Origin of the sequence: Anoxybacteroides rupiense, from assembly GCF_014196195.1 — a bacterium.
Classification (GTDB): Bacteria; Bacillota; Bacilli; order Bacillales; family Anoxybacillaceae; genus Anoxybacteroides; species Anoxybacteroides rupiense.
In genome coordinates, this window is sequence record NZ_JACIDF010000001.1 from 713416 (window position 1) to 733595 (window position 20180).

General features: G+C 42.5%; 18 protein-coding genes. 5 read left to right on the top strand and 13 right to left on the bottom strand.

Going from position 1 to position 20180, the window contains the following annotated elements:
- Window positions 1-24: 24 nt before the first annotated feature.
- Both GGQ95_RS03385 and GGQ95_RS03390 read right to left on the bottom strand, forming a co-directional pair.
- Window positions 25-2127 (bottom strand): amylo-alpha-1,6-glucosidase, encoded by a 2103-nt coding sequence (locus GGQ95_RS03385; RefSeq protein ID WP_183186324.1) that lies wholly within the window; start codon window positions 2125-2127, stop codon window positions 25-27.
- A 155-nt stretch (window positions 2128-2282) separates the two neighbouring features.
- Window positions 2283-3299 (bottom strand): LacI family DNA-binding transcriptional regulator, encoded by a 1017-nt coding sequence (locus GGQ95_RS03390; RefSeq protein ID WP_066147676.1) that lies wholly within the window; start codon window positions 3297-3299, stop codon window positions 2283-2285.
- A 305-nt stretch (window positions 3300-3604) separates the two neighbouring features.
- On the opposite strand from GGQ95_RS03390, the gene GGQ95_RS03395 reads away from it, so the two are divergent.
- Window positions 3605-3811 (top strand): alpha/beta-type small acid-soluble spore protein, encoded by a 207-nt coding sequence (locus tag GGQ95_RS03395; protein ID WP_080862831.1) that lies wholly within the window; start codon window positions 3605-3607, stop codon window positions 3809-3811.
- A gap of 245 nt (window positions 3812-4056) precedes the next feature.
- Here the strand turns inward: GGQ95_RS03395 and GGQ95_RS03400 are convergent, their stop codons facing one another.
- Both GGQ95_RS03400 and bcaP read right to left on the bottom strand, forming a co-directional pair.
- Window positions 4057-4563 carry a ferritin gene (locus GGQ95_RS03400; RefSeq protein WP_044746739.1) on the bottom strand — a complete coding sequence of 169 codons (507 nt, stop codon included), beginning with the start codon at window positions 4561-4563 and terminating at the stop codon, window positions 4057-4059.
- A gap of 121 nt (window positions 4564-4684) precedes the next feature.
- Window positions 4685-6100 carry a branched-chain amino acid transporter BcaP gene (gene bcaP / locus GGQ95_RS03405; protein WP_159719531.1) on the bottom strand — a complete coding sequence of 472 codons (1416 nt, stop codon included), beginning with the start codon at window positions 6098-6100 and terminating at the stop codon, window positions 4685-4687.
- A 386-nt stretch (window positions 6101-6486) separates the two neighbouring features.
- On the opposite strand from bcaP, the gene GGQ95_RS03410 reads away from it, so the two are divergent.
- The gene (locus tag GGQ95_RS03410) at window positions 6487-6828 is read left to right on the top strand and encodes a DUF485 domain-containing protein (RefSeq protein WP_369815499.1); all 342 of its coding nucleotides are present in this window, start codon (window positions 6487-6489) and stop codon (window positions 6826-6828) included.
- Window positions 6825-8363 (top strand): solute symporter family protein, encoded by a 1539-nt coding sequence (locus GGQ95_RS03415; protein ID WP_066146900.1) that lies wholly within the window; start codon window positions 6825-6827, stop codon window positions 8361-8363. Before GGQ95_RS03410 ends, GGQ95_RS03415 begins: the two co-directional genes overlap by 4 nt.
- A 54-nt stretch (window positions 8364-8417) precedes the next feature.
- Here GGQ95_RS03415 and GGQ95_RS03420 read toward each other — a convergent pair whose 3' ends face one another.
- The 7 genes from GGQ95_RS03420 to GGQ95_RS03450 all read right to left on the bottom strand — a co-directional run bounded on the left by GGQ95_RS03420 (window position 8418) and on the right by GGQ95_RS03450 (window position 14600).
- Window positions 8418-9404, bottom strand: coding sequence for a signal peptidase I (locus GGQ95_RS03420; protein ID WP_183186325.1), 987 nt, complete (start codon window positions 9402-9404; stop codon window positions 8418-8420).
- A gap of 14 nt (window positions 9405-9418) precedes the next feature.
- The gene (locus GGQ95_RS03425) at window positions 9419-9949 is read right to left on the bottom strand and encodes a TasA family protein (protein WP_066146896.1); all 531 of its coding nucleotides are present in this window, start codon (window positions 9947-9949) and stop codon (window positions 9419-9421) included.
- 272 nt (window positions 9950-10221) lie between these two features.
- Complete coding sequence (gene menC / locus GGQ95_RS03430; protein ID WP_066146894.1) at window positions 10222-11331, bottom strand: o-succinylbenzoate synthase; 1110 nt, start codon at window positions 11329-11331, stop codon at window positions 10222-10224.
- The gene (locus GGQ95_RS03435) at window positions 11328-12179 is read right to left on the bottom strand and encodes a GNAT family N-acetyltransferase (RefSeq protein WP_066146892.1); all 852 of its coding nucleotides are present in this window, start codon (window positions 12177-12179) and stop codon (window positions 11328-11330) included. Before GGQ95_RS03435 ends, menC begins: the two co-directional genes overlap by 4 nt.
- Window positions 12154-13320 (bottom strand): M20 peptidase aminoacylase family protein, encoded by a 1167-nt coding sequence (locus GGQ95_RS03440; protein ID WP_066146890.1) that lies wholly within the window; start codon window positions 13318-13320, stop codon window positions 12154-12156. The genes GGQ95_RS03435 and GGQ95_RS03440 overlap by 26 nt, the downstream gene beginning before the upstream one ends.
- A gap of 93 nt (window positions 13321-13413) precedes the next feature.
- Entirely contained in the window at window positions 13414-13845 is a 432-nt protein-coding gene (locus tag GGQ95_RS03445) for a threonine/serine exporter family protein (RefSeq protein WP_080861493.1), read from the bottom strand.
- Between the two features lie 11 nt (window positions 13846-13856).
- Complete coding sequence (locus GGQ95_RS03450) at window positions 13857-14600, bottom strand: threonine/serine exporter family protein (protein WP_066146888.1); 744 nt, start codon at window positions 14598-14600, stop codon at window positions 13857-13859.
- A 1611-nt stretch (window positions 14601-16211) separates the two neighbouring features.
- On the opposite strand from GGQ95_RS03450, the gene GGQ95_RS03455 reads away from it, so the two are divergent.
- Both GGQ95_RS03455 and GGQ95_RS03460 read left to right on the top strand, forming a co-directional pair.
- Window positions 16212-16712 carry a cation:proton antiporter regulatory subunit gene (locus GGQ95_RS03455; RefSeq protein ID WP_044746749.1) on the top strand — a complete coding sequence of 167 codons (501 nt, stop codon included), beginning with the start codon at window positions 16212-16214 and terminating at the stop codon, window positions 16710-16712.
- Between the two features lie 9 nt (window positions 16713-16721).
- Window positions 16722-17948 carry a cation:proton antiporter gene (locus GGQ95_RS03460; protein WP_183186326.1) on the top strand — a complete coding sequence of 409 codons (1227 nt, stop codon included), beginning with the start codon at window positions 16722-16724 and terminating at the stop codon, window positions 17946-17948.
- A gap of 560 nt (window positions 17949-18508) precedes the next feature.
- On the opposite strand, the gene GGQ95_RS03465 is transcribed toward GGQ95_RS03460, so the two are convergent.
- Window positions 18509-19273 carry an IclR family transcriptional regulator gene (locus tag GGQ95_RS03465; protein ID WP_183186327.1) on the bottom strand — a complete coding sequence of 255 codons (765 nt, stop codon included), beginning with the start codon at window positions 19271-19273 and terminating at the stop codon, window positions 18509-18511.
- Window positions 19274-19339: 66 nt separating this feature from the next.
- Window positions 19340-20122: a fumarylacetoacetate hydrolase family protein gene (locus GGQ95_RS03470; RefSeq protein WP_159719527.1), complete on the bottom strand. Its 783-nt coding sequence runs from the start codon at window positions 20120-20122 to the stop codon at window positions 19340-19342.
- Window positions 20123-20180: the final 58 nt, after the last annotated feature.

Here is a 20180-nt window from a genome sequence, read left to right on the forward strand (position 1 = left end):
ATACAAGGAAGAGAAGACTCTTCCTTATGTAGAAACAAAAACAAGATCGTAGCCGGTTGTATTTTCATGAACGTGAACGTTCATTTTTCCTTGCTCCCGCACAACCGTTAAGGACAGTTGTCCATCGCCAATCGCCATATTGCTTATTTTTAAAAAATTCATCGAATCCAGCAAAGTTGGTGATAGTCGAATTTCTTTTGTTAAGCTATTTGGAAACAAGCCAAGCAATGCTTGAATAAAGACAAGCGGAGTTCCTGCCGCCCAAGCTTGCGGCGAACAAGCCACGGGGTATTTCACAGGCTTGCCAAATGACTTGTCATAACCGCAAAACAATTCCGGCAAACGATCATATTCAAAATGTTCAGCCGCCTCAATCAGCCCGCTCATAATCAATGTTGCTGCGTCTCGCCGCCCCAATTTGCTCAATCCGAGTAAAATGATACTGTTATCATGAGGCCAGATGCTTCCATCATGGTAGCTCATCGGATTATATCCCGTTTCTCCTTTCCCCATTGTGCGAATTCCGTAACCAGAAAACATTTTCGGAGACAGGAGCATGCGGACGACGGCGTCTGCCCGATCTTGATTAAGCATATCGGCAAACAAAACGTGTCCCGGATTCGAAGTAATGGTGCCAACCTGCCGTTTCTGCTCATCTAACGCAATAGCATAAAACTCGACATCCTCCATCCAAAACTGCTCGTCAAATTGGTCTTTTAATGCCTTCGCCTGTTGGCGAAGTTTTTCGGCACGTTCTCCCTCATTCAATTTTTCAAAAATATCAGCAAGCCCTTTTTTCGCTTGATAAACATATCCTTGTACTTCTGCGAGAGCAATAGGAGATTTTGCGTATTCGCCGTTGCGATGCACAATAGAGTCACCGGAGTCTTTCCATCCCTGGTTGGCAATTCCTTTGCTTGATTCTTGATGATATTCAACAAACAAGTCGCCATCGCGATCGCCGTATTGATCGATCCAAGCGAGGGCAGCATCAACATTTTCTTTTAATTGGTCAACAATGGCCAAATCTCCCGTCCATTTCACATATTCTGTTAATAACACAAGAAATAACGGGGTGGCATCAATCGTTCCATAATACGGCGTAAACGGAATTTGATGGGTGTTGGCCAACTCGCCAAACCGAATCTCATGCATAATTTTTCCCGGTTGTTCATCACGCCATGGATCAAGCTTTGTTCCTTGATAACGAGCCATAGTCAAAAGAGTGCCTTTGGCAATTTCCGGATTAAAAGCAAGCAACTGTAGCGCCGCAATTAAACTATCGCGTCCAAAAGGAACCCCGAACCAAGGCAATCCTGCCACCGGAAACGGTCCGTATCCTAAATCGGTCAACAACACCCGCACATCGTTAATACCACGATGAACAAGACGTTGCAGCGGTTCGTAATCGGTCTCTATTTCTGTAATTTTTTCCTGCCATTGTTGATAAGACCACTTTAAGCGCCGCAGCGCCTCATCTGGATGAAGGACCTCGTTGGCCGCTTCTTGACCGATTTGCGGCTGCACAATAAATGTTACGGTTTCTTCAGCCGCAGGCTGGAGAGAAAAACGAAATGCGATGTCTCCATGCTCAAAAGCGGCCTTTTCTTGACGATCCCAACTAATTTTGGTGGTTCGTGTAAGCTCGTCTTCCCCCTCATAGTGGAACATAAGCGAGCGTTCTCCGACTGTTTGGCCTGTACGTGTCCCCACTTTTCCTGTTTGGAATCCGCGCACTAGAAACATGTCAGCAAAATCAACATCAACCTGGATGTTCAAATCGAAGGTCACTGGCTTTGGATAGTAATTTTTTAATTTCACGACTTCATAAAGAACATTTTCATAAATAAATCGTTTCCTTTCTATTTCGATCGACTCGCGCCATAAAATCAATTCTCCACCTTTCTCCATATGCGGATTTGTGAGCAGAATCGTCGCTGCATAGTTTTCCGCTGCATCGGACGAAAGCAGCACAGGCTCTTCGCCATTGATTCGCAAATCCCATTTGCTCAAAAAACGCGTATCTTTTATGTACAATCCTAGACCGTACGGATGATTTTCTGGGATATTCCCTTTTTGATCCGTTAACAGAAATAGCTCATTCTCTTTAATCACTCGATATTCCATTCACTGATGCCTCCTCTTGCTTGAAAGCGTTTTGGAGATCCATACGCCAAATCCGAAACGTTTTGATTTTCGTTTCCAAAACGTTTCGGATCATCAACTAAAAAAAAGCAACCTATTCCAAAACGTTTTCAATTTTCACCTTTTAAAAACCACTCCTACTCGTGGTTTTTAAAAGTCGATTCGCGTACTTTTAATTCTGTCTCTAACACTTTAATATGGGAGGTTGCTTTTCCCTCCAGCATCTCAATCAACAGCTTAGCTGCTTCATATCCCATCGCAAATTGATTTTGAGCCACCGTCGATAACGGCGGGGTCGTATAGGACGCCAAAATAATATCATCATATCCTACTACCGCTACATCTTCAGGAATGCGCTTTCCAAGTTTTTTAATCGCCTTCATGGCTCCCAGCGCCATTAAGTCACTTGCACAAAAAAACGCTGTAATTTCCGGATAGCCAGTCAATAGCCGCAACGCTTCCTGCTCCGCTTTTTCTTCCTTGAAGGCTCCATCCGCCACTAGCTGCTCGCGAAAAGGCACTTCTGCTTCCAGCAACGCTTCACAAAATCCTCTCAGCCTTTGTTCGCTAACAAATGCGTATTCATAGCCATTAATCATCGCAATGTCGCGATGACCGAGCGCAAGCAAATGGCGAACGGCTTTTTTTGCCCCAAGAACATTATCGGTTGTCACATATCCAACCGTCTCCGATTCGATCGGAATATCAATAAGCACGCAAGGAATGTCGCTCTCTACGACTTCCTGCAAATACGGATCATCAATGCGGATTCCTTGCAAAATCGCTCCGTCTACACGCCGCTCGCGGCAAAGCTGCGTATACGTTTTTTCGCGCTGCTTCGTCGATGTCGTGCTGAATAAAACCATATCATAATCTACTTCGCTTACGTATTGATTGACACCTGATAAAATTTCAAATGTAAAGTTGTCCTTTGCGCTTTCGCGCGTCAATCCTGAAACGAGCAAACCAATCGTTTTGGATTTATTCATCACGAGACCCCGGGCAAGCGTATTCGGACTGTAGTTGAGCTGTTTAGCAATTTCAATAATTTTTTGTCGTGTCTTTTCATTTACGTCAGAGTAGCCGTTCAGGGCTCTTGAGACAGTCGTAATCGAAACCCCGGCCGCTTTGGCAATATCTTTAATCGTCGTCACCATTCTTCCTCCAAAACGTTTCGGATTGCTTTCTGATTGCATTTTATCTTAACTTCTAACGGATTGCAATAAAAAAATAAACGAAGCAAACAAAATATCTGAATTTTTCTTCCTCTCCTTGACTCATCATCTTTGTATCACCATTGGCGTAATGCTCAAACGAACATACAAAGCATCAACCGAGTCATTGAACAATGGCTCATTGCCAAAAAATTGCCGCTGCCTCTGTAATTGCCATTATAAATTATTTCTCACGCCACATACTAACATTGCAAGACCATTTATCACATTAGGAGGAGAAAAAGATGGCTCGAAACAGCAACAAACTACTCGTACCTGGAATTGAACAAGCACTTGATCAGATAAAATATGAAATCGCTCAGGAATTTGGCGTACAGCTTGGCTCAGACACAGCATCTCGCGCAAACGGTTCTGTCGGCGGAGAAATTACAAAACGTTTAATAGCACAGGCTCAAAGCCAACTTGCTGGATCTTTCCAACCAACTGAATAAAAATGGCTGATTATAAATGAAGAGGCTATTCCTTTTGAATAGCCTCTCAGTCTGTTCAGACACACTTCCCGTCACCGACCTCGCCCGTCCGCCCACGAACGGCTTTCGCTCCGATTCGTATCTTCGCTTGGCTGCAGTCCTTGACAACCAAACGTTTTCATTTTGAAATGAAAAAATCAAAAAATAGGTGCTTAAAATGGCGATAGACAAAGGCCATTTTGACTTTGTCTATCGCCTCTTTTGATTTACTGTTGTTCTGGGGTAAATGTCCGCTTCGCTAACTCACTATCGAGCATAAACATGGCATTGTCGTCGTTTTGAATGCGAACAAGTTTTTGAATCATCGTATCAAACATCGATTCTTCTTCCACTTGCTCATCAATAAACCATTTTAAAAAGTTAATGGTCGCATGCTCCCGTTCATCCCACGCGATATCCGACAAGCGGTAAATTCGTTTCGTCACTTCTTTTTCATGAGCAAGCGCCTTTTCAAAGCAATCCAACACAGAGGCAAACTCATTATTTGGCGAATCGAATCCTGTTATCGTTGCACGTAAACCTAACGCATTAATAAAGTTGTAAAATTTCATGGCATGGAACCGCTCTTCCTCGGCTTGAACAAGAAAGAAGTGAGCAAATCCATCCAAGCTTTCTGACGAACAGTATGCTGCCATCGCCATGTAAGCATGTGCAGAAAAGAACTCAAAGTTCATCTGCTCATTTAACCCTTGCAAAAGCTCTTCACTAAGCATCTGTTTTCACCCCGCTTCATTCATAGTATGTCCATTATAGCAAAAAACAGAAAAGGAATGCACCTTTGCTCAAAAAAAGACCTTTGCGTTTTTTAGCAAAGGTCTTTCCAACATCATAACATTAGCTTACTTTTTCATTTGCCTCAGCTGGTCCGTTCAATGTGCTATGTCTGCGGCCATATGCAAAATAAATAACAAGACCGATGATTAACCACGATCCAAAACCAATCCATGTAGTGGCTGGAAGCTGAAGCACTAAATATCCGCAGAAAGCAACAGCCAGCAACGGAACCCAAGGAACTAATGGAGTTTTAAACGCACGTTTTAAATCAGGCTGTGTTCTACGCAATACGAGCACTCCGATTGACACGGTAATGAAAGCAAAAAGCGTTCCGATGTTTGTTAGCTCTGCTAATTTATTTAAAGGTACTACTCCTGCAAAGAAAGCAACGATTAATCCTGTCAACCATGTATTCACATATGGTACTTGTTTTTGTTGGCTAACACGTGAAAATACTTTTGGTAACAAACCGTCACGGCTAATCGCATAGAACAAACGTGTTTGTCCATACATCATAACGAGCAATACCGTAGTAATACCAGTAATCGCTCCAAGTGAGATGAAGCCGGCTACCCAATCTTGATGAATGTAATTTAACGCAAAGGCAACTGGGTTTTTCACGTTCAATTGGTCATAAGGAACAATACCTGTTAATACGAGTGACACAACGATGTATAAAGCCGTACATATTAGCAATGAAGCAATAATTCCGATCGGCATATCGCGCTGCGGATTTCTTACTTCCTCCGCCGCTGTTGAAACCGCATCAAAACCGATGTAAGCAAAGAATACAGTTGCCGCACCCGTCGCTACGCCTGAAAATCCATATGGCATAAATGGAGTCCAGTTATCTGGCTTAACATACCATGCACCCACAGCAAGGAATAAAAGAACAACGGCAACTTTAATGATAACCATAACAGCATTAAAGCGAGCAGACTCTTTCACACCGCGTGTGAGCAATAATACAATTAAAAGAACAATCAAAATCGCTGGCAAATCAATAAAGGTTCCTTTTGCTGGATCGTATGCGCTTGTTAGCGCTTTCGGAAGTTCAATTCCAAAACCGGCAAGCAATCCTTGGAAATACCCTGACCAACCAGCTGCTACTGCTGAAGAAGCGACCCCATATTCCAAAATGAGATCCCAACCTAAAATCCAAGCAATCAACTCACCAAAGGCCGCATAACTGTAAGTGTACGCACTTCCCGATACAGGAACAGTTGAGGCGAACTCTGCATAACAAAGAGCTGCAAATACGCAAGCAAGACCCGAAAGAATAAAGGAAATGACAAGTGCAGGACCCGCGTGTTCAGCAGCTGCAACCCCAGTCAATACGAAAATCCCTGTACCGATGATGGCTCCGACTCCAAGCATCGTTAAATCGAAGGCGCTTAAAGATTTTTTTAAGGACGCCCCTTTCCCTCCTGCTTCTTTCAGAAGGACATCAATCGATTTCTTTCTGAATAAACTCATTGTTTGTCTCCCCTTGTCGTTTTCTGTAGAATTTTGCAGAAGTACACGTCAAACATTGTATACTATTCAATATTTTTTGTAAAGTTGAAAAATGAAAAAAGAGTGAGATTATTTTTGGAATCGAGACAAAAAATTTAGAATTTTCCAACTTATTATTGTTACTAAACATTCTTTTGAGGTGTTATTGTTATTGTTCAATAGTGTTCGTCATTTTTCTAATAAATAATCTTCCAAAATAATGAAAATTTTTCAATTCCCAATTTACAAACTTTTCTGATAAATATATAATAAATTTGTGAAAAAAAATGTGAACACATATGGGAAGGGAGGGAAGTTTATACATTTTTCTCATCTAAAAAGATTATGAGGAGGGGCAAAACATGGAAATGCAAAAAACCGCTTCACAGCAAGACCACACGTTTACAGATTACAGTCAAATTGTCCAATCTGCTTCATTTCGGCAGCTTATGCATGCCAAAAAAAGGTTTATTTTGCCGTTTTCTTTATTCTTTATGATCTTTTACTTTGCTCTGCCGGTTTTAACATCATACTCTAAAGCGCTCAATACACCCGCCATCGGTTCCATCAGCTGGGCTTGGCTCTTTGCTTTTGCCCAATTTATTATGACGTGGGCTCTATGCACGCTCTATTCCAAGCGGGCAGCCAAATTTGACGAAATGGTAGAAAAAATCAAAAATGAAGTCAAAGAAAGGAGCCACAAATCATGAACGGCTTAGCATTTTCCCTTTTCCTGATTATTGTCGCCTTAACTCTTGTCATTACCTATTTTGCTTCCAAACGGACAAAAACAACAAGCGATTTTTACACGGCGGACAGCACCCTTACCGGCTGGCAAAACGGCTGGGCGATCGCCGGAGATTACATGTCGGCCGCCTCATTTTTAGGAATTGCCGGAATGATTGCGCTGACCGGATTTGATGGATTTTTTTACAGCATTGGCTTTCTCGTAGCGTATCTTGTCGTTCTTTATATTGTAGCCGAACCTCTTCGCAACTTGGGGAAATATACGATGGCTGATATGATTGCCGCCCGATTTGACGAAAAAAAAGTCCGCGGAGTAGCGGCTCTCAATACGATTACCATTTCCATCTTTTATATGATTGCCCAGCTTGTCGGGGCAGGCGCGCTCATTAAGCTTTTATTGGGAATTGATTATGTATATTCCGTTCTCATTGTTGGTGTGCTCATGACCGTCTATGTGGTATTCGGAGGAATGACAGCCACAAGCTGGGTGCAAATTGTCAAAGCTGTACTCCTTATGGCTGGAACGTTTATCATTTCCATTATCGTATTCGCCAAGTTCGATTTTAGCGTTGTGAAAATGTTCAATGAAGTGAAAACAGCCACTCCACTTGGTGAAGCATTTTTAAATCCTGGAAACAAATTTAAAGACCCGCTTGATACACTCTCTCTAAATTTAGCTCTCGTCTTAGGTACAGCCGGACTTCCACACATCTTAATTCGCTTCTTTACAGTAAAAGATGCACCAACCGCTCGAAAATCAGTTGTGTACGCGACATGGATCATCGGTTTATTTTATGTGATGACCATTTTCTTAGGATTTGGAGCAGCCGCATTTGTCGGCTATGACAAAATCGTGGCCGCAAACGCAGCAGGAAACATGGCCGCTCCTTTGTTAGCAGAAGCGCTTGGCGGAGATTTCTTATTCGCTTTCGTTTCAGCCGTTGCTTTTGCTACCATTTTGGCCGTTGTCGCTGGACTTGTACTATCAGCCGCCTCCGCATTTGCGCACGATTTTTACAGCCATATCATCCGGCATGCACAAGCAACGGAAAAAGAACAAATGGTGGCAGCCCGCTGGGCATCGATCGGGGTCTCCATTCTTTCTATTCTTTTAGCGTTATTTGCCCAAAAGATGAATGTAGCGTTTCTCGTTTCATTAGCTTTTGCTGTCGCTGCCAGCGCTAATTTGCCCATTATTTTGCTCACGATTTTTTGGAAACGCTTTAATACAACAGGCGCCATAACGGGTATGCTCGTTGGACTCATTAGTTCACTTCTGCTTGTCATCGTTAGTCCGAACGTTTGGTCACCGGAGCCAGGAGCTGCTATTCTTGTCGGCGAACCGCTCTTTAAACTTGCGAATCCAGGAATCGTCTCCATTCCGTTAGGATTTATCGCCGCTTTTGTTGGAACGCTTTTATCATCGAAAAAAGCAGATGAAAAGAAATTTGATGAAATTCTCGTGAAAGCGAATACAGGGATGAAAGAGCTAACCTGATCAAACAGTGAAACAGGCTGAACTCGGGACATGTTCCGCGAGCTCAGCCTGTTCTTATAATAAGCGAACCCGTAAAGTAAGCGGGATTTGAAAATGATAGCCATTGATATCATCCGTGATCGTCACCATGCCTTGATACGTCCCTGATATCGTCAAAAGCGGCAAAAAGGTGATCTGCAGTGGAATGGAAGCTGTCTCATTTGGCTGAATGGTGAGCTGCTTGGGAACACTGACAATATAATTCGCGCCAACAAGCGATAAAAATGGCTGTGATACATTTTCAATGGCGAGCGAAACATCCGCTTGGCTTTTTGTTTTATTCATAATCGTAAAAGAATGCAAAATGGTGGTATGGAAATTTGTAATCCCGGAAAGGCTTCCCACATCCAGTGACAACGTGGCATTTTGTCCGGTGGATACATACTGATGATGGTCCGTGGGCTGTCTTGTGTCTGTGCTATTTAATAAATAATAAAAAAAGAAACCGTTGCCTGTTGCGAGCTGTCCTTGAGCTGAATTTGCCTCTGTCCACACCGCCTTCGCCTCCAACGGCAAAAGCAAAAGAGCAAACATTAAAAAAATAGACAATATCGCTCGTTTACATAAAAGAACGAGCAAAAGTAAAGCAACTATGATCCCGCCGTATTTTTTTATCATATATAGCCACATTCCGAGCTTAGGAATATGCCATACATAAACTCCTTTCATATCGCTTCTTTGAACTTTTAAAGGATCCTCGATTCGATTCGCATCTCCCTTTGTCTGGATCAGAATCTCTTTTCCTTGTTCAGATACTTGCTGTCGCTTGACGCGATGCAGAACATAAGCGGATAATGCCGGATGATAAAATAGCACAATTTTTTCAGAAAGCGATTCTGCTTTGCTCAACGGTTTCGTAATGACAAGAGAGCCTTCTGGAATGGTAGGCGCCATGCTATTCGTTAGAACGACATTTCCCTTCCAACCATTCATATAAAACAAACAAATGAATAAACAAAAGCACACCGAAAAAATAACGAACCATTTCATACAAATGCGCATGCTGTCTTTCTCCTTTATCGCGACGTCCCCGGTAATTGAATGGCTTGAATGGTAAATACAATCGTTTCGGCCAGATTTTGAAACGTATTGTCCGCTGTCACAGGAAATGAAATCGTAAATTGCAGATCGTCCTTCTCTCCTGGGGGAAGTAAGAGATTGGGGCCCTGGTGAACATTTAAATCAGAAATGGCTCCATTAAAGTAGGTTGTTGTTCCATCAACAATGGACAGCTGCAAGCCGTTGGTTTGATCAGTCCAAAGCAATGAGTTATTGGAGCTTGCTTGAATAGTGTATGAAAAAGGCACGGTTCCATCGTTTTGCACGGTAACAGTCCGCACAACGACATCTCCGGGAACAAGATTGGAAACGTTAAAAATAGGGGCAGGGGAAACAGAAACGTCTAAAGTGGCGGTCGTTAAATGATTGTTAGGAGAAGTCGCCTCGTCTGTAAATAAAGCATTTGTTTCGCCTAGCAAAAGTATAGGCAAAAAGAGAAAGAAAAAGGAAACAAGCAACAGCCATTTTTTCTTTCGTTGCTTGTACATCTGAGTTCCTCCTTCATGGTCAAAAAACTTTATATATGTTATGCATTTCTGAAAAAATGGTGTGCATGAATAAAGAAAAATCCGCTCTCTTTGTTTAACCTATCCATCGAGAAATGCATATCAACATTTTCGCTTTCTCGCTGAAGCAGCTGTTTGGTCACGCTTTGAGGTGTCGAAACGATAGAACGGCTTCCTTCCAGTTAGCGATAAATTCAATGTTTTAAATTTCGATAAAAAGCCGGTCCCTGATAAGGACCGGCTCCTGGAATCAATTAAGCGTCATATATTTTTTTAAATACCGTGTAACGGTCCACTTGCTGGCGATTCACTTCATACCCGATTCCTGCCCCTTGAGGCACATGAATCACCCCGTTATGTACGGTCACCTCCGGGTCAATAATGTCCCTTTCCCAATAATAAGAAGAGGCCGCTGTATCGCCAGGCATCACAAAGTTTTCAAGTGTTGTCAGCGCTATGTTGTGGGCTCTGCCCACTCCCGATTCAAGCATTCCTCCGCACCAAACGGGAATGCCATGCTGTTGACATAGATCATGAATAAGCTTCGCTTCTGTCAACCCGCCTACACGGCCAATTTTAATATTAATGATTTTGCAGCTTCCAAGCTGAATCGCTTTTTTTGCATCCTCCCACGAATGAATGCTTTCATCAAGGCAAATGGGTGTATGCAATTTGGCTTGCAGCGTAGCGTGATCGACAATGTCATCAGCGGCGAGCGGCTGCTCAATCATCATCAGCTGAAACTCGTCAAGCGCCTGCAAACGTTCAGCATCCTCTAATGAATAAGCTGAATTCGCATCAGCCATAAGCGGCAAATCAGGAAAACGGCGGCGAACTTCACGGACGACCTCAACATCCCAGCCCGGTTTAATTTTCATTTTGATGCGCCGATATCCTTCGCCAGAATAGCGCTCAATGATGCGCAACAAATCATCCACGCTTTTTTGAATCCCAATGCTGATGCCTACTTCAATTTCCTTCTTTTTTCCCCCAAGCGCTTCACTTAATGAGAGTTCGCTTTTTCTTGCATAAAGATCCCATACTGCTCCTTCAATCGCTGACTTCGCCATATGATTTTTTCGAATCGCCGCAAAGCGCTGGCGCAACTCATTCGGATGTTCCATCGGCTTTTGCAGCACAAGAGGCAACAAAAAATCCTCCAGCATATGCCAATTCGTTTTCACCGTTTCTTCATTATACCATGGAGAATGAAATGCCACTGACTCTCCCCATCCCGATACGCCATCTTCATCAATCGCTTCCACTAAAATAAACTCCTTCTTTGTAAAAGCACCGAAACTTGTAACAAACGGTGATTTCAATTCCATTTCCATATGCCGTAAAATAACTTGTTTGATTTTCATTCGTCGCTTCTCCTCTCATCTAAAGCTAGCTTTTGGCGCTTAACTAATACGTAATACTGAACAGGCTCGCCTTCACGACGCAAAATATGCGCCACTGCCCAGCCTTGATGAAATAATGGAACAAATACCTCTCGTGTTTTATAGCGCCAATCCAAAGCCAATTCATCATCTTTCTCCTTCAGCCTCTGGAAATAAAGCGGAATAGGAACAAAAAGCAAGGATGGCTGCTCAAGGCGTTCCCGAATGTCCACTGGAAAAACAGCTTCCGGCATCCCGTCCTTTCTCTCGCGCCAATGAAGCGCTTCCGCTCCTTCAGAACCGCGGATTTGCGAAAACATATGATGCCTCTCGGTTAAATGTGAACTTAAAATTTTCCACTCAACCCAAAAACGATCAGACGGAAGATTGCGGTTGAGAGCATCGTCCATTTCTCCATAGCAGTTTTCAATATAATCGGAACAGACAGCGCCAAGCTTAGCAATATTTAAATAGCCGTTGCGGCTCTCAAGCGGATCATAAGTCCACCGAATCGTCCGGTATCCAAACCTTTTCGCTTCTTCGGCCTGCTTCATCTTGAGCATATAGCCGATTCCATGATTGCGAAATGATTCATCAATGCCCAGCATATGTGAGCATAAATAGATTTCTTCTCCTTGATATCCAGGAAAGCTATACACAAATCCGACGAGTTTCTCTTCCACATACGCTCCAATAATAATGCCGCCGTTTTTAGCTACGGTCAATGTTTGGTGAAGCGGGGTAGGGGTTGCTTTCCAAACATGCTGCTCCAGCTGCGCCATTTTTTTCAGCTCTTCAATCGTGCTAATTTTTCTTAACGAAATGTTCAACGTCTTTCTCCCCCTGTGTTGCTTGTTGGAATGTTTCGATAATCGCTCTTGCTAATATCTCGATGCCAATTAGCAAATCTTCGCGGCGAAACGTCATCGCTGGATGATGCAGACCTGGCGTCAGATCGCAGCCAAGACCGAGCATGGTTGTTTTCAATGTTGGCTTCAGCACGGAATAAAAATGGAAGTCCTCTCCACCAGATGTCACCACAGGAGGAGCGCATTTCTCCCTTCCGATCGTTTGGATAATGGCGCGTTCCATGATCGATTGCGCTTCTTGATGAACTTGGGCAGCCACAATGCGAACCCCTTGATCCAAGTGAATATCCGCTCCATAGATAAGGGAGATTCCATTTGCCACATGGTGAAGCCGTTCGAGCAGCCGCTCCATCGCCTCATTCGTCTGCGCCCGTAAATCAAGGGTAAATGCTGCGTAATCAGGAATGACATTGGCGCTTTTTTCTCCGGCATGAAAGCGCGTCATTTTTATTGACGCGGGTACTTGCGGGTCCATGTGAATATGGCTTAGCTCTTGCACGAGCGTGCTTCCTACTTCGATCACATTGACACCTAAATGAGGTCTTGCGGCATGGGCAGCGACTCCTCTAATCTCTCCTTCAATCATTTGCGCAGCTCCATGCAAAATGGCTGGAGAAGCATAGCCGCTTTTCAGCTCTTGAATGGGGCGCAAGTGAACGCCGTATAAAAACTCAACCTCATCGACTACTCCTTTCTCCAGCATTTTCAAAGCTCCTTTCCCCTTTTCCTCCGCCGGCTGAAAAAGAAGCTTCAATTTTCCTGGAGGACGATAGCCGATGCGGTTAAACAGCTTCGCCACTCCAAGCACCATCGTCATATGAGCGTCATGCCCGCAAGCATGATTCGCCTGCCACACTCCGCCAATTTCTTGCCAAAGCGCGTCCATATCTGCTCGCAAGGCTACTGTCAATGAACCGGTTCCTATTTCTCCGACCACTCCCGTGCAATCGGAAAACGTCTGAACGCGATATCCTTCTTGCAGTAGCTGCTGCCGCAAAAATTCCGTTGTTTTTACCTCTTCCCAACTAATTTCTGGATGTCGATGAAGATGATGAAACACCTCAAATATTTCCTGCTGTATACTCTCGATTGCGTTTTTCATTTTTCCTCTCCCCACTGCATTGGTTCAGCTATTGCAAACATCTTATAATATTCAAAAAAATGTTTCAATAAAATTCGTTAAAAAAACGAACTTCTATCTTGAAGTTCGTTTTTTAACCAATTGATTCGCCACTTCTGAAAAAACAATCCCCATCGCAATGGCTCCCGAAATCATAAATGCCTTGGCAGCGAGCTGGATCGCCATGCTATAGTCGTTCATCACCACATACCGCATCGCTTCATACGCCATGCCTCCTGGGACAAGCGGAATAATGCCAGAAATACTAAACACGGTAATGGGCGTTTTGTACATTCTAGCAAACAGCTGGCTCACCACGGCAATGAAAAAAGCAGAAACGAATGTGGCAAATACCGAATCCGCTTTATGTTCAACAAACGAAATATAAATAAACCAGCCAATCATCCCGACAAAACCGCAATGTCCCAGCAGTTTTTTTGGAACGTTAAACATCAAACCAAATGCGGCGGATGCAATTAAACTTGTAACAAGTTGTTCAATCATCATGCTTTTCTCTCCTAATACATCGTCAAAATCACAGCAATGCCGGTGCCGATGGCAAATGCGGTTAAAAAGGCTTCCGCTCCTTTTGATAACCCCGCCACTAAATGTCCTGCCATTAAATCACGCACCGCATTAGTAATCAGCACTCCCGGCACCAACGGCATCACCGAGCCGATAATAATTTTATCAAGACTGGTCCCTAAGCCAAGAGAGACAAGCAATACGGCAACAATCCCCGCAAGAAACGATGCAAAAAACTCAGCAAAAAAACGAATTTTTACAAGCCGATGAACATAATCCAATCCGCAGAAGCCAATCCCCCCTGAGACCAACGCCGGCAAAAAATCGTTCCATTTTCCTTGAAACATAATCACAAAACAGCCGCTCGCCACCGCAGCTGCCGCTACTTGCGCCCAAAAAGGGTAGGCAAGATGCTGTCGTTCTAATTTTTTTAATCTTTCATAGGCTGCTTCGAGCGAAAGCTGGCCGCTGCTTATTTGCCGGGAAATATCATTAACCATTGCCACCTTCTGCAGATCGGTGGATCGCTCCACAATGCGAATCAGCTTTGTCGGTCCCGCTCCATCCATCGAAAAAATAATTCCCGTCGGCGTTACATAGCTATGAGAATGCGTCATGCCAAACGAAGCGGCCATTCTCATCATCGTATCCTCCACCCGATAGGTTTCCGCCCCGCTTTGAAGCATAATTTTTCCCGCCAACAAGCAAACTTCGGCTACTTCATTTGATCGCTCCATAAAACAACTCCTTTATCCTCTAAACTCTATTGAGATATTATCGAAAAAACACGCTTTCGACAACTGCACGCTCGCTATTTATTAATCTCACACCATCAGACATTCAAACCATAATCCGTTCCCTTTTTAAATATTACAGTAGTGCGAATGGTACGATATATAGGCATGAACCATTTGTATTCGAATTTCTGCGCTAAACCAAAAGTTTTTAAAACAAAAATATATTTCTTTTTTAAATTATTTCCAAATATATTGTTCTGCTGTCAGTAAACGAATCCTTCTTATTTATAAATGCGATTGATGATTTCGGTATTCGATCAATGGCAAACACTTACCTTTTTTGGCAAAAAGACCGTTACACTCTATAGCCTCGCAAATAGGAAGCTGTCAAGTTTACATCTATTTCATTGAGCATAATGCCTCACGAGCACTATGGATTATATTCCTATAATCCCCATTTAGATACTGCAATGTATTTGCATGTCACACATGATATAGTATATAATGTGGGTGGACATATGGATTAAGGGGAACATTAGTATATGATGACGAAGCTTCCAAATAAGCTGACTTTATCTTGAAAAATCAATGAAACATTCGGAGCAAGCCAATGCTTCCCTGATTCTTGGTGGCGTTGTTGCTTTTGTAAATGATGGGTACACAAAGTTTTTGAGATGCTGTTTCTATGACAAACCATGACAAAAAATCAAGATCCATAGCCATCTTATTTCCCATCCTCTTTATCAAAATCCATTCCTTTCTCTTTTATTAGAGCAATGATTTTAAAAAGCTCTCTCTTTTCACAGCCAAGTAGCCTGTGCTAAAAATCACATCCATATATGATGCCTGATCGCCTCAATCATTGGTTGAATCACATAAACTCTCTCTTGAGATATTCATTATAGTCAATATAGAAAACTGAGATACATCATCCCCATAGTTTAGCGGATTCTTAAGCATGACACACTTATACACATCTTCTCCCGATGATTGAGCCAAGGGCTACTCTTAAACAAGTTAAAAACAGCGGCCTGATCATAGGGATGCCACGATAATATGTCACAAGTGTTGATTATTCGTTGCTTAACTTAAACTGGCTTAACACCCGTTTTTCTATCTCTTTCCTTGAATGAGAATGTCAGCGGGCCCATCTATTTGTCCACAAAGCATTTGTTGTTTGAAAAGGGCATAACTGTCAACACCATCGCCTGCTGGCTATGACAGAAAAGTGAGAAATCAAACGGTACCAATAAGGTTTTATTGGATCATCAACACGCCTGATTATATTTTCTGCTCCTATCCCTAGGGATGAAATGGACCCGATAAAGCGAGCTCTCTTTCCATCCATTTTCATCACCTAGGCCAAGAATACTGGAATGATGCTGCAAAGATGTCTAATTCTCATGAGAAATTAGCACATCCCTATCTTCCAATCCTTTAGGTTTTTCTCTCCTGTCAGCCGAGGATTAAATAGTTTTCTCCTTATCATGTCGTTGATTTTGGACATGTTTGAAAACCTTAAGACCAAGACGGAAATCATCTAAAATCATTTGGAACTAATTTTCCCTTATTCCATTTAAGAAATCATTTAATAAAAAGGAGTGTTATTTGATGCGTATTAGAGAAAGCGAGCTTCCCGGCATTGGGTATAAGTTTGAGATTATTACAAAAAATCAAGATAAGCTTGTCATCGTTATTCACGATGATGGACGAAGAGAAATCTACCATTTTGACTCTGATAATCATGAAGAAGTTCTTAGTACAGCTACATTCGATGACGTTGAAGCTAGACAAATCGCTGGCATTTTAGGCGGCATGGCCTATAAACCGAAAGCATTAGAAAGTGTCGATTTTGCCTTTGATGACTTAATTATCGAATGGTATCAAGTAGAACCTGGCGCACCCGTTATTAATAAAACGATCGGGGAAGTAGATATCAGAAACAATTTTGGCGTAACTGTCATCGCCATTAAGAAAAAGAAGACGAAAAAAACGATCAATCCTGGTCCTGATACCGTCATTGAGGCCGGTGATACTTTAGTCGTTTCCGGAGAACGAAGCCAATTAAAAGAACTCATTAATAACTTATTAACCAATAGAGGAAAGGAGTGACCGATATAGATGGATCATCTGGTATTCCAAGTCGGTACAGCGCTTGTTCTTGTTTCCATTGCCTCGCTTATTGCCCATAAACTTAATTTTTCAATTATCCCTTTCCTGATCGTTTTAGGCATGCTAGTTGGTCCGCATGCCCCAACAATCGGGATCATCGATCTCACCTTTATTGAAAGTCAGGAGATTATTCAATTTTTAGGAAGAATCGGCGTTTTGTTTTTGCTTTTTTACTTAGGATTGGAATTCTCGGTTGGCAAACTAATAAAGTCTGGCCGCAACATTGTAGTAGGCGGGAGCCTCTATGTAAGCATCAATTTTATTTTAGGGATTCTTTATGGATGGATCGCCGGGATGCCGTGGATGGAAGCACTGATTATCGCTGGACTTGTCAGTGTCTCTTCCAGCGCCATCGTTGCAAAAGTTCTGGTGGATTTAAAGAGGACAGCCAATCCAGAAACAGAGTTAATCTTAGGAATTATCTTGTTTGACGATATCTTCCTTGCTTTATTTTTAACGACTATGTCAGGAGTTTTATTGGCTGGTTCCACTTCTGTCTTTGGAATCGTTACCTCAGTCCTTATCTCTGTCGGTTACATGCTGTTGTTTTTTCTCATTGCCCGAAAAGGTGCTCCTCTTTTAAACAAATGGTTAAACATTAAATCTGACGAGATTTTCATCATCGTTATATTTGCCACCTTATTTTTCATTGCCGGCTTTTCTGAAACGCTTCATGTTGCTGAAGCAATTGGTGCTTTACTGCTAGGGCTGGTTTTTTCCGAAACAGATCATCGCGATCGGATTGAACACATGGTTGTTCCGTTTCGAGATTTCTTTGGAGCCATTTTCTTTTTCAGCTTTGGATTAAGCATTGATCCATCTACACTAACAAATGCGATCTGGTTAGCATTAGGTGCTGCTTTCCTTACGATTGCCGGAAACTTTGTAGCTGGAATGATCGCAGGAAGAAGAGCCGGGCTGTCTCATAAAGCCTCCACTAATATCGGCTTAACGATTATCGCCCGCGGAGAGTTTTCCATCATTGTTGCGAACTTAGGAATTTCGGCAGGTCTAAACCCCGTGTTGACTCCTTTTACCGCCCTTTATGTTCTAATTTTGGCGATCGCTGGACCACTGTTGGCAAAAGAAAGCAAAAATATTTACCAGTTTTTAAATCAATTTTTCAAATGGAGTCATACCCCTGAAAGAAAAAAAATAAACGTTCCCGGTGAATAAAGTGAATCGTATGAATCTAAAAAATAAAAAATCGATTAGACCTTCATTTATATAAAAATTTTAACGATTATTAACTAAAACCTTGTGATTCTATTCACTAAAAAATCCCACTATTTCACTTTGTTTAGTGATATTTCAAGAAGAAACGGTTTGCTCATTCTTATTTTGTTAAAACTCTACGATTCTTCGCTTATCTCAAATATGATCCCCCTTCGCGCGGAAATGCCTATTGAATTGAATGGATGGCGAGAACTAAGAACATCATGCCTCTTAGTTCAAAAAGGTGTCGGCGGGCTATGAAACTGCCCGCCGATCATTTTGTTATCTTTTTCTATAAAATATGTTATTAAATTCCGAGCCAACTCACTCGTTCAAATCGGATGGATAATCCATTCATTATCAGCACATGGACCTGGACATGCGCATGCTCCTTATAAAACAAGCTAGCCTCCTCTCTCCGAACAACCGAGACGTTTTTTCTCTTTCAACATAGATTCGCGCTTTTATTCACGTGCAACAAAAAAGCCCGATATCTTCAAGCAAGATACCGAGCACTGTTTCTATACATATCCCAACCTTGCGGAAATTTGTTTGCCAATTTGCTGCATTCTTCCTTGCAGCAGTTTGATCCGCTCATCGGTCATTCTTATTGTCGGACCAGAAAGGCTGACAGCGGCAACAACCTTTCCCCCATGCGCAAAAATCGGTACAGCAATACAGCGAATCCCGTATTCGTTTTCCTCTAAGTCGAGAGCATAGCCCTTCTGTTTGACTTGAGCGAGCTCTTGCAAAAAGGCATTTTGATCGGTTATCGTTTGATCCGTATGCCTTGGCAATCCTTTGCGCTCTAAAATATCGCGGACAACATCCGCCGGCAAATGGGCTAAGATCGCTTTCCCTACTGCCGTGCAATGCATTGGGGCTCTTCTGCCGACTTTTGAATGCATGCGCAGCGTTTCCGTTCCTTCTAGCTTTTCGATGTAAATGACTTCTCCTTGGTCATATACGACAAGATGAATGACCTCATTTGTTTCCTTTTCTAATTCCTGCAAATATGGCTTGGCCTCTTTTCGTAAATCGATTGATTCAAGCAACTTCGAGCTCAGCTCTAAAAATTTATAGCCAAGTTTGTAACGGCTTGTTTCTTCATCTTGCTCCATATATCCATATTGAACCAGTGTGGATAAGATTCGATATACAGAGCTTTTGTTAATATCCATCTGTTTAGCAATTTCTGTAACGCCTAAGCCATCCTTTTCCGAACAGACAATATCGATAATGTCTAATGCCCGGCTCACAGACTTGACCATATTTTCTCTTTCCATGCTCTCTCACCTCTGTCACAACACATAATAATTCATTATACCATTGATTTCCGGGCATTTAAGCGGTTACTGACCGGCTTGAACACTTTCTTGTGCCGCAACAAATGGATTGCGAAGCGTTCCAATCTCTGCAATCTCACATTCAATCAGATCCCCCGGCTTAACAAATTCGGCCCCTACTGGACTTCCCGTTAAAATCACATCTCCTGGCTTCAGCGTCATAATATTCGATAGATAGGAAATCATTTTACAGATTGAAATTACCATAAGTTCCGTCGGACTATTTTGTTTTTCAACACCGTTCAATCTTGCCTTTACACTCACCTTGAAAGGATTGAGCTCCGTTTCAATGACTGGACCTAATGGGGTAAACGTATCAAATGCTTTGCCGAGCGTCCAATGGCCGTCTTGATGAAAAAATTGCGGTGCCGTTACATCGTTCCCAACGGTATAGCCGAACACATAATTCAATACATCTGATTCTGGAATATGTTTCGCTTCTTTTCCAATCACCACCGCCAATTCTGATTCAAACTTCACGTGGTCGATTCCTTTTGGAATGATAATTTCTTCTTCAGGCCCGATCACCGATGAAGCAGGCTTAAAGAAAAACACCGGAATTTCCGGCAGCACATCCGGAATCTCTTGTTTTTGCGAGACGTAATTGGCACCGATTCCGATGATTTGATTCGGCTCTAACGGAGCAAGAAGCTTGACCTCATGCCCAGAAAATGTTTTTTCTGTATACTCCCATTTTCCAAACATATCCCCTTGAATTTCTCTGATCCTACCATCTGTTACGATACCTGTGTACCTTTCTCCGTTCGCTATAAATCTAGCAAATTTCATCCCTTTTCTCCTCTCGTCCAATCTGTCATCCGCTCTTGAAAGAGTCCTGTGACTTGCC